We start from the raw sequence: 239 nt of genomic DNA on the forward strand, positions 1-239 counted from the left end.
GTTCGGCAATGTGATGCAAACTGTCGGCGGGCAGGGCGGCCTTTGTTGCATCGCTGAGGGAATCAAAATCGCCTATCACCGCTTCGGGGGTAATCCCCAGTTGCAACAACGCCGTCGCCCCGCCATCGGCGGCAACCGCCCGTTTGGCCCAGGTTCGTGCCAGGGTCACATCCGCCTGATCAATGTCACCGCCACCCGCCAGCAGGATTGGTTCCGAGGCTGAAACAATAGGGTCAATC

At 60.7% G+C, this 239-nt stretch carries 1 pseudogene; it reads right to left on the reverse strand.

The window, feature by feature from the left end:
* Positions 1-239 (reverse strand): annotated as a pseudogene (locus Q4528_RS15840) (hypothetical protein); the annotation flags it as partial.

This window comes from Staphylococcus pasteuri (assembly GCF_030547725.1).
GTDB lineage: Bacteria > Bacillota > Bacilli > Staphylococcales > Staphylococcaceae > Staphylococcus > Staphylococcus pasteuri.